The following is a 9,449-nucleotide window of genomic DNA, read 5'->3' as shown; positions in this document are numbered from 1 at the left end:
GGCGTCTCATTCCCGATCGACCAGATGATGACGCTGGCGCGGTTCTTGTCGCGCGTGACCAGGTCCGTCAGCTGCTGCTGACGTTGACGCTAACCGCCTGCAACACCGCGCGCGACACCGACTCCTTGATGGCCGAAGCCCGGCAATATCGTGCCAAGGGCGAAACCAAGGCCGCCATCATCGAACTGAAAAATGCCCTGCAGAAGGCGCCCGACAATGCCCGCGCCCGCCTCCTGCTGGGGGAGGTCTATATCGAATCGGGCGATACCGCGTCGGCCGAAAAAGAAATGCGCAAGGCCGGGGAGCTGGGCATCGGGGATGTGGAACTCATGCCGCGCCTGGGCAAGGTAATGCTGATGCAGGGGCAATTCAAGAAGCTGCTCGACGACGTCAAGCCGGACCCGGTCAGCCCGCACCAGACGGAACTGCTGGTATTGCGCGCCAACGCGTATCTGGGCCTGGGCGAGACGGCGCAGGCCCAGGCACTGTTCGACGAGTTGCTGGTGAAAAACCCGGATCTGCCCGAGGCCATGCTGGGCCTGGCAAAGATCGCCGCCTTGTCGCAACACCTGGACCTTGCCACCCAAACTATCGAACGCGCCTTGGCCAAGCATCCCGACAATATCGAGTGCCTGCGCTTCAAGGGCGACTTATTGCGCCTGCAGGGAAAAGACGCGGCGGCCCTGCTGGCATACAAGCAAATTCTGACCTTGCAGCCGAACAATACCCAAGCCCATATCGACAGCGCCACCCTCCTGATCCAGGCCAAGAAGCTGGCCGAGGCCCGATCCGAGATCGACGCCGCCCGCAAGAACGCGCCCGGCACCCTGCCGGTGATCTACACCCAGGCCTTGCTCGACTTTCAGGACGCGAGATATCCGGCGGCCCGCGATGCCTTGCAGCAGATATTGCGGGTGATGCCCGAGCACATGCCCAGCATCCTGTTGATGGGTTCCGTGCAATTGGCCATGGGCTCGTATCTGGAAGCCGAATTATCGATGCGCAAATTTCTCGACGCAAATCCGCGCCATGTCTACGCCAGCAAGCGCCTGGCCGGACTCCTTTTGAAGGGCGGCAAGGCCGACGATGCCATCGCCGTGCTGGACCCGCTGCTGGAGGCGAATCGAACGGACGTGGAGCTGCTGGCCCTGGCGGGACAGGCGCAGATGCAGGCCAGGCATTTCGCCAAGGCGGCTGACTACTTCCAGGCGGCGAGCGACCTCGCACCGCAAACGGCCAGCTTGCACACGTCGCTGGGATTGAGCCGCCTGGGCGCCGGGGAATCGGCACGCGCTGTGGGCGAACTGGAACAGGCAACCGCCCTGGACGACAAGAGCGGCCGGGCCGGCATCCTGCTGGCGATGACCCACTTGCGCAACAAGGAATATGACAAGGCACTTCTGGCGATTGAGGCAATGGAACGGCGCGACGGCAAGAATCCGCTGGTGAAAAACATGAAAGGCGGTATCCTGCTGTCCAAAAACGACCTGGCCGGTGCGCGCGCCGGCTTCGAGCAGGCGCTGGTGCTGGACCCGGCCTATCTGCCGGCCCTGGAAAATCTGGCGCAAATGGACTTGGCGGAAAAAAAACCCGAACGGGCGCGCCAGCGCTACGAAGCTGCACTCGCCAAGGACAAGAAGAACGTGGGCCTGATGACGGCATTGGCCAAGCTTGCCTTCGCACAGAACAACAACGCGGAAGCGGTGCGCTGGCTGGAACGCGCCACCAGCGAACGTCCCGACGCCCTGACGCCGGCATTGCTGTTGGCGAATCTTTACCAGCGTTCCGGCGAAAAGGAAAAATCGCTGAAGCTGGCGCAAGCGCTGCAGACGGCGCATCCGAACAATCCCGACACGCTCGCGCTGCTGGCACGGATCCAGATCGCGAACGGCAACTACGAAGCCGGGCTGGAAAGCTATACCAGGCTGGCCGAACTGCAACCTGCGTCGGCCGCCGTGCAACTGAGCATCGCCTATGCCCAGGTCGCGCTCAAGGACAAGGACGGCGCCCTCGCTTCGGTCAAGAAAGCATTGCGGTTGAAGGAAGACTGGTTCGAAGCCCAGGTCCTCGCGGCGACCTTATTAGTGGAAAGTAAAAGCTACCCGGAAGCGCTGGCCATCGCCCAGACCGTACAGCGCCAGCGGGCCGATCTGCCAGCCGGGCTGACGCTGGAGGGCGACATCTGGATGGCCCAGCATAAACCGCAAGAGGCGCTGCAGGCCTACGAGCGGGCATTTAAGATGAGCAAGTTGGCGCCCCTGGCGATCAAGATCCACCAAGCCCTGCTTCTGGCGGGCAAAACCAAGGAAGCGGACCTTCAAGCCGGCCAGTGGTTGCAGCAGCACCCGACCGATCTCAGCGTCCGGCTCTACCTTGCCAGCGCCAATTTGGCGGAGGGACGATATAAGCCGGCGATCAGCCTATTCGAGGCCGTCATCCGGCAAGACCCGAAAAATGTCGTGGCGCTGAACAACCTGGCCTGGGCCTACCAGCACGAGAAGGATGAACGGGCCCTGGCGACCGCCGAACGGGCTTACCAACTGGCCGGCACCAGCCCCGGCATCCTTGATACCCTGGGCTGGATATTGCTCGAGAAAGGCGATACGGCCCGCGCCCTGCCCCTGCTTCAAAAAGCCAGGGCGCTGGCGCCCGATGCGACCGAAATCGGCTACCACCTCGGCCTGGGCCTGATGAAGTCGGGCGACAAGCGCGCCGCGCGCACCCAATTCGAACAGCTGCTGGCCGCCAACAAGGACTTCCCGAAGCGTCCCGAAGTGAAGGCGATGCTGGAATCCTTGTAACTACACTCCGGGGTACTGTCGGCTTTTTTTACATCTTTGCGCGAAGAGCCGAAAATATTCCGGAAATTTTTGAAAAACTGTTTTAAAACAGCCACTTAGAAACCCTTCCAAACATGGCGTGGCATTTGCTTAGTAGTGGATAGCTGGCTGGTTCCAACCGGCCGGCAAGGTATCGAAACCCACACCGTTGCGTAGCGACTCTCCATTCATCTAGGAAGGAAACAAAATGAAAAAACTTACCATTCTCAGCGCTCTGCTGGGAGCGCTCTTTTCGGTCGGCGCGGCCCAGGCTACAACGCTGGACACCACCAGCGCCGCCAACGTGCTAATTTCCGGCAATCCGGGAGAGGCTTTAGGCGGTGACGGCATTCTGCAAAATTTCACGGGCATCGACTGGCATCAAAACGGCGCGGGCCTGGTTCAGGGCTTTACGCTCACCCCGGCTAACAATGCCGGCGATTTCGCCGATTTCACCCTGACGTATCAAGCCTTCGCCGCAGCCATCGGCACCACGTCGGCCACGCCGGATCTGCGTGTAGCCCCGCCCGGTCCCGCAGTCGGTACCTATGAGCTGACGACGATCGCCACCTTGCATGAGCGGGCCACTTGCCTTAACGCCGGCTGCTCCACGGTTGCGATCACCTTCACGCCCGCCACCAGCAGCAACTGGACGGTTTATTTCGATAACACGCCCGATGCCAACCAAGCGGCCGGAACCGGATTCACGGATGGCGCGGTGATGCTGTCGGGCAGCTGGGATTCGGAGCTGTCGACCTTCCTGGCGACCGGCACGTCCGGCACCCCCGGCGCCACCGGCGTTGGCTCGGCCACCTTGGTCGGCACCGTGTTGTTTACCAATGCGGCCTATGTTTCGCCAGCCCTGGCCGGCACCCGCTTCGACACGACGCTGCAATTCCCCGGACCGGACGCACCCGGCTTCACGCGTCCGCTCCTGGTCAATGGCATCGCCACCGGTCCGAATACCGACTCGCAATTCGTGTTGAATGTGGATGGTGGCCAGCAGTTCACGCCCGTGCCTGAGCCAGCCACCCTGGCGCTGGTTGCCGCAGGCATCTTCGGCATGGGCTCGTTCGGCCGCCGGCGCGAAAAACAAAAATAGTCCGTGGTCCGGGCTTGCAATCGAAGGCCGGTGCGCTGGGGCGCGCCGGCCTTTTTTCATGACCTGCCGTGTCTTTATTTCAGGCGGCGCGCCGGGCTGCCGCCCCATATTTCGCCGCTCCCGATGTGCGTGCCTTTGACGACCAGCGAATTGGCCGCCACGATCGAGTTGTCGCCTATCGTCACGCCGGACAAGACGACCGCATGGGCGCCTATCGTCACATGGTCGCCTATCGTAATCAGATAGTGGCCCAAGGTATCGCCCTCGATCACATGCGGCACCAGCAAGGCCGTTTCGCCGACCACGCTGTTGGCGCCTATCGTCACAAACGACGGATCGTAGATGATGCCCGAACTGTAGGTGTTGTCGCCCAGGCGCGCGCCCAGTCCAAGATAGATCAGCCGCATGATAGGGATCGGAATAATCCCGCCGCGTATCAGGGAATTAAAAAGTATCAGGTAAAACAAGACATACACCTGATAGATGAATTCCTGCCTGGAGCCGAACTCGATATTTCCTTCGTGTAGAGGCATCGCCCACATGAAAATACGAAATATGAGCATGCCGTACAGGTAGACCAGGAGCACCGCTGCCGCGCTGACGGCCACGCCCCTGAAATCGCCCAGGCGGGGAATGCTTCCCACGCCGCAGTAGGCGCTCAGCAGCGAGAGCATCAATACCAGCGCCAGCATGGACAGGAAAACGACTATGGCGGACGGTCTGATTTTTCGCATGAAAAACTCCCTATAAGAGCATCGATTATAGGAAAAGGGAGGTCTTACAGTCGCGGAATTGAAAACAAAAAAGCCGCTGATCCCTGACGGTATCAACGGCTTCGAATTTGGTTGCGGGGACAGGATTTGAACCTGTGACCTTCGGGTTATGAGCCCGACGAGCTGCCAGACTGCTCCACCCCGCGTCTGATGTAATCATTATAGGGCAAATTCGCCTGTTAGGCAATATTAATCCCGAAATCGTCTGCGATAGTCCGAATAAATGCAGTTACCTATAGGCATAGGCCATGCCGCGCCGGCGCCAATCGGTGTAAAGTAGCCAAAGTGAGCACCCATACCGACTTGAGCTACCTATGAAATTCTGTTCCGAATGCGCCTCCCCCGTCAGCCTGGCCATACCTGCCGGCGACAACCGCCCCCGCTACGTGTGCGGCCAGTGCGCCACCATCCATTACCAGAACCCGAAAATGGTCCTCGGCTCGATCCCCGTGTGGGAACGCGACGGCGAACTGAAAGTGTTGCTGTGCAAGCGCGCGATCGAGCCGCGCCACGGTTACTGGACCCTGCCGGCCGGCTTCATGGAAAACAATGAAACCACCAGCGAAGCGGCAATCCGCGAAACCCAGGAAGAAGCCGGCGCCAACATCGCGCTGGGCAATCTGTTCACGCTGCTAAACGTGGCGCGCGTGCACCAGGTCCACATGTTTTACCTGGCCACCCTGCTCGACCTCGATTTCGCGCCCGGCGAGGAAAGCCTGGAAGTGCAGCTGTTCTCGGAGGCGGAAATCCCGTGGGACGACCTGGCCTTCCCGACCATCCGCACCACGCTGGAACTGTTCTTCGCCGATCGCGTCAAAATGCGGGAGGGCGGCAGCTATGGCTTCCACACCCAGGACATCACCCGTCCCATGCGTACGGATCTTTAACCTACTTGACGCGGTAATATGATCCCATGGCTCGATCCCGACAGTCCCTTCCCGGACGTCAGCGAGGCGCTGACCATCGACGCACCCGGCCTGCTGGCGGCCGGCGCCGACCTGTCGCCGCAACGCCTGCTGACGGCGTATAAGCACGGCATCTTCCCCTGGTTTTCCGAAGGCCAGCCCATCCTGTGGTGGAGCACCGATCCGCGCATGGTGCTGATGACGGAAAACTTCCGCATCTCGGACAGCCTGAGGAAAACCCTGCGCAAGGTCGAGCGCGAGATGAGCGCCGGCGGCCGCTGGCAGGTGCGCTTCGACAGCGCCTTCGAACAGGTGATGCGGGCCTGCGCCGCGCCGCGCCGGGACGGACCCGGCACTTGGATCTCGGAAGACATCATCGCCGGCTACACCGGCCTGCACCGCCTCGGCTACGCCCACTCGTCCGAGCTGTGGCTGGACGGCCAGCTGGTCGGCGGCGCCTACGGCGTGTCGATCGGCGCGATGTTCTACGGCGAATCGATGTTCGCCCGCGTCACCGACGGTTCCAAGATCGCGCTGGCCTACCTGGTGCGCTTCCTGCGCAGCCACGGGGTAAAGATGATCGATTGCCAACAGGAGACCGGCCACCTGGCCTCGCTGGGCGCCTCGCCCATCCCGCGCGCGCAATTCCTGGCGCATCTGCGCAACAGTATTGAATTGCCGCAGATCACCTTGTGGGAACCCATTGCACCGCTGGCTGCGGACAGTTAAGCTAAAGGTGACAAGCGCTGTCCTGGACTAAGCGCTATGATTGGGACTCAGAAGAAGAAGACGTTTCAAAATGACCGTGGCGTCGTTGCGGCTCCTAGCCGTGCAGGCGCACTGTCTTCGTCGCCGCGCCTGGCCACGCTCATTTTGAAACGTCTTCTAAACAAACCGCCCTCGATAGGACGTGCATGACGCACCTGAACGATCTGCCTTTCGCGACGCTGCAGTTTTACACCACGGCGCCTTATCCCTGCAGCTACCTGGACGCGCGCCAGGCGCGCTCGCAGGTGGCTACGCCGTCGCACCTGATCAACGCCGACGTCTATTCGGAGCTGGTCAAGAACGGCTTCCGCCGCAGCGGCATCTTTACTTATCGGCCATATTGCGACGGTTGCCAGGCCTGCATCCCGGTGCGGGTGGTGGCCGACCAGTTCAAGCCCAGCCGGGGCCAGCGCCGCGCCTGGGTCAGGCATGGCCATCTGATGGCGGGCGTGGCCACGCTGTCGTTCTCCGACGAGCACTACGACCTCTACCTGCGCTACCAGAGCAAGCGCCACGCCGGCGGCGGCATGGACCAGGACAGCCGCGACCAGTACGCGCAATTCCTGCTGCAAAGCCGCGTCAACACGCGGCTGGTCGAGTTCCGCGAGCCGGACGGCACGCTGCGCATGGTCAGCATCATCGACGTGCTGTCGGACGGGCTGTCGTCGGTCTACACCTTCTTCGATCCCGACGTCGAGGGCGCCTCGTTCGGCACCTTCAACGTGCTGTGGCAGATCGCCCAGGCGCGCGAGCTGCAGCTGCCCTATGTGTACCTGGGCTACTGGATCAAGGAAAGTCCGAAGATGTCCTACAAGACCAACTTCAAACCGCTGGAGGCGCGCATCAAGGGCACGTGGAGCGTGCTGGACGCCTGATAAAATACGGGGAACTATAACCAGAGCTCCCCCATGTCCGAAAAACTCCTGTACTCGCTGGCCCGTCCGCTGCTGTTCTCGATGGACGCCGAAGCCGCCCACCATTTCACCCTCCCCGCACTGAAACGCGCCGCCGCGCTGGGCCTGACCAGGCTGGCCGGCCAGCCCAAGGCCGATCCGCGCACCGTGATGGGCATTACGTTTAAAAATCCGGTCGGCCTGGCGGCCGGCCTCGACAAGGACGGCGCCTACATCGACGCGCTGGCCGACCTGGGCTTCGGCTCGATCGAAGTGGGCACCGTGACGCCGCGCGCACAGCCGGGCAATCCCAAGCCGCGCATGTTCCGCCTGCCGGCAGCGAAGGCCATCATCAACCGCATGGGCTTCAACAACGGCGGCGTCGACGCGTTTGTCGCCAACGTGCAGTCGTCGCGCTTCTACCAGGACAAGGCCGGCGTGCTGGGCCTGAACATCGGCAAGAACGCCGACACGCCGATCGAGCGCGCCACCGACGACTACCTGCACTGCCTGGAAAAAGTCTATCCCTACGCCAGCTACGTGACGGTCAACATCTCGTCGCCGAACACCAAGAACCTGCGCCAGCTGCAGGGCGGCTCGGAACTGGACGGCCTGCTCGGCACCTTGAAGGAGGCCCAGCTGCGCCTGGCCGACCAGCACAAGCGCTACGTGCCGCTGGCGTTGAAGATCGCGCCGGACATGGACGGCGACCAGGTCAAGAACATCGCCGACGCGCTGCTGCGCCACAAGATCGACGGCGTCATCGCCACCAACACCACCTTGAGCCGCGACGCCGTCGCCGGCATGCCGCACGGCGCCGAAGCGGGCGGGCTGTCGGGCGCGCCGGTGTTCGAGTTGTCCAACACCGTGATCCGCCTGCTGAAGGCCGAGCTGGGCGACGCGCTGCCGATCATCGGCGTCGGCGGCATCATGCGCGGCGCGGACGCCAAAGTAAAAATGGAGTGCGGCGCGCAGCTGGTGCAGCTGTACAGCGGCCTGATCTACGCCGGCCCGGCGCTGATACGCGATTGCGCCGACGCGATCCGCTTGAAATAAGGAAGCAGCATGCAGAAGATACAACTTGGCTCCAGCTCGCTCAACGTCAGCCGGATCTGCCTGGGCACGATGACCTTCGGCGAGCAGAACACCGAGGCGGACGCCCACAGCCAGCTGGACTACGCGCTGGAGCGCGGCATCAACTTCATCGACACGGCGGAAATGTACCCGGTGATGCCGCGCCCGGCCACGCAGGGCGCGACCGAGCGCTTCATCGGCAGCTGGCTGAAGAAGACCGGCGCGCGCGACAAGGTGGTCATCGCCACCAAGGCGGCCGGACCGAATCCCAACATCAGCTGGGTGCGCGGAGGCAAGCAGAACTTCGACGCGGCCAACCTGCGCGCGGCGGTCGACACCAGTTTGCAGCGGCTGCAGACCGATCATATCGATTTATACCAATTGCACTGGCCCAGCCGCAACGTGCCCATCTTCGGCGCCAACGCCTTCAATCCCAAGCTGGAGCGCGACTGCGTGCCGGTGGAGGAAACGCTGGCCGCGCTGGGCGAGCTGATCAAGGAAGGCAAGATAGGCGCGATTGGCGTGTCGAACGAATCGTGCTGGGGCGTGAACGAGTTCATCAAGCAATCCGAGATGAAGGGCCTGCCGCGCATCGCCACCATCCAGAACCTGTACAACCTGACGGCGCGGCACTACGAGACCAGCCTGCTGGACGAGACCTGCTACCGCGAGAACGTCAGTCTGCTGGCCTACAGCCCGCTGGCGTTCGGCCAGCTGACCGCCAAGTACCACGATGACGCCAAGGCGCACGGCCGGCTGACGATCTTCCCGCCGACGTGGAGCCCGCGCTATCTGCGGCCTGCGGTGCTGGAAGCGGTGGCGCGCTATGCGAAGCTGGCGCGCGACCACGGCATCACGCCGACGCAACTGGCGCTGGCGTGGTGCTACTCGCGCTGGTTCGTGGCCTCGACCATCATCGGCGCCACCACCCTGGCGCAGCTGAAGGAAAACATCGACGCCTACGAGCTGCAACTGCCGGCGGAAGTGCTGGCGCAGGTGGACGCCATCCACGCCAGCATCACCAACCCCGGCCAGTAAATCCGGGGTCAGATCCGAAAATTGGACACGAACTCCGCCGTAGCGGTCGCTACGGCGGCTGTCTATTAAAAACATAT

At 62.4% G+C, this 9,449-nt stretch carries 9 protein-coding genes and 1 tRNA gene; 7 read left to right on the top strand and 3 right to left on the bottom strand.

Annotated features, from left to right (window positions below):
- Positions 1–62: glycoside hydrolase family 2 TIM barrel-domain containing protein (locus ACCD07_RS31785; RefSeq protein WP_413449640.1), on the bottom strand; the 62-nt coding region annotated here is incomplete at its 3' end.
- 66 nt (positions 63–128) lie between these two features.
- Between ACCD07_RS31785 and prsT the strand changes: the two genes are divergently transcribed.
- Together prsT and pepA are read left to right on the top strand one after the other, a co-directional pair.
- Positions 129–2,801 (top strand): XrtA/PEP-CTERM system TPR-repeat protein PrsT, encoded by a 2,673-nt coding sequence (gene prsT, locus ACCD07_RS31780; protein ID WP_413449639.1) that lies wholly within the window; start codon positions 129–131, stop codon positions 2,799–2,801.
- A 226-nt stretch (positions 2,802–3,027) separates the two neighbouring features.
- On the top strand, positions 3,028–3,921 hold the full coding sequence (gene pepA / locus ACCD07_RS31775) for a flocculation-associated PEP-CTERM protein PepA (RefSeq protein ID WP_176654132.1): 894 nt from the start codon (positions 3,028–3,030) through the stop codon (positions 3,919–3,921).
- Positions 3,922–3,995: 74 nt separating this feature from the next.
- Here the strand turns inward: pepA and ACCD07_RS31770 are convergent, their stop codons facing one another.
- Both ACCD07_RS31770 and ACCD07_RS31765 read right to left on the bottom strand, forming a co-directional pair.
- Positions 3,996–4,655, bottom strand: a complete 660-nt coding sequence (locus ACCD07_RS31770) for an acyltransferase (RefSeq protein ID WP_353403251.1) — start codon at positions 4,653–4,655, stop codon at positions 3,996–3,998.
- Positions 4,656–4,763: 108 nt separating this feature from the next.
- Positions 4,764–4,840, bottom strand: a tRNA-Met gene (locus tag ACCD07_RS31765).
- Between the two features lie 168 nt (positions 4,841–5,008).
- Here ACCD07_RS31765 and ACCD07_RS31760 point away from each other — a divergent pair.
- The 5 genes from ACCD07_RS31760 to ACCD07_RS31740 all read left to right on the top strand — a co-directional run bounded on the left by ACCD07_RS31760 (position 5,009) and on the right by ACCD07_RS31740 (position 9,372).
- The gene (locus ACCD07_RS31760) at positions 5,009–5,581 is read left to right on the top strand and encodes an NUDIX hydrolase (RefSeq protein WP_176654130.1); all 573 of its coding nucleotides are present in this window, start codon (positions 5,009–5,011) and stop codon (positions 5,579–5,581) included.
- An 18-nt stretch (positions 5,582–5,599) separates the two neighbouring features.
- Positions 5,600–6,328, top strand: coding sequence for a leucyl/phenylalanyl-tRNA--protein transferase (gene aat / locus ACCD07_RS31755; protein WP_413449638.1), 729 nt, complete (start codon positions 5,600–5,602; stop codon positions 6,326–6,328).
- Between the two features lie 185 nt (positions 6,329–6,513).
- On the top strand, positions 6,514–7,242 hold the full coding sequence (locus ACCD07_RS31750) for an arginyltransferase (RefSeq protein ID WP_176654128.1): 729 nt from the start codon (positions 6,514–6,516) through the stop codon (positions 7,240–7,242).
- Between the two features lie 33 nt (positions 7,243–7,275).
- Positions 7,276–8,316, top strand: a complete 1,041-nt coding sequence (locus tag ACCD07_RS31745; protein WP_176654127.1) for a quinone-dependent dihydroorotate dehydrogenase — start codon at positions 7,276–7,278, stop codon at positions 8,314–8,316.
- Between the two features lie 9 nt (positions 8,317–8,325).
- Positions 8,326–9,372, top strand: a complete 1,047-nt coding sequence (locus ACCD07_RS31740) for an aldo/keto reductase (RefSeq protein ID WP_413449637.1) — start codon at positions 8,326–8,328, stop codon at positions 9,370–9,372.
- The last annotated feature ends 77 nt before the right edge of the window (positions 9,373–9,449 follow it).

This window comes from Duganella sp. Dugasp56 (assembly GCF_047304105.1).
Lineage (GTDB): Bacteria > Pseudomonadota > Gammaproteobacteria > Burkholderiales > Burkholderiaceae_D > Rugamonas > Rugamonas hordei.
This window is presented reverse-complemented; position numbering and strand designations above follow the sequence as displayed.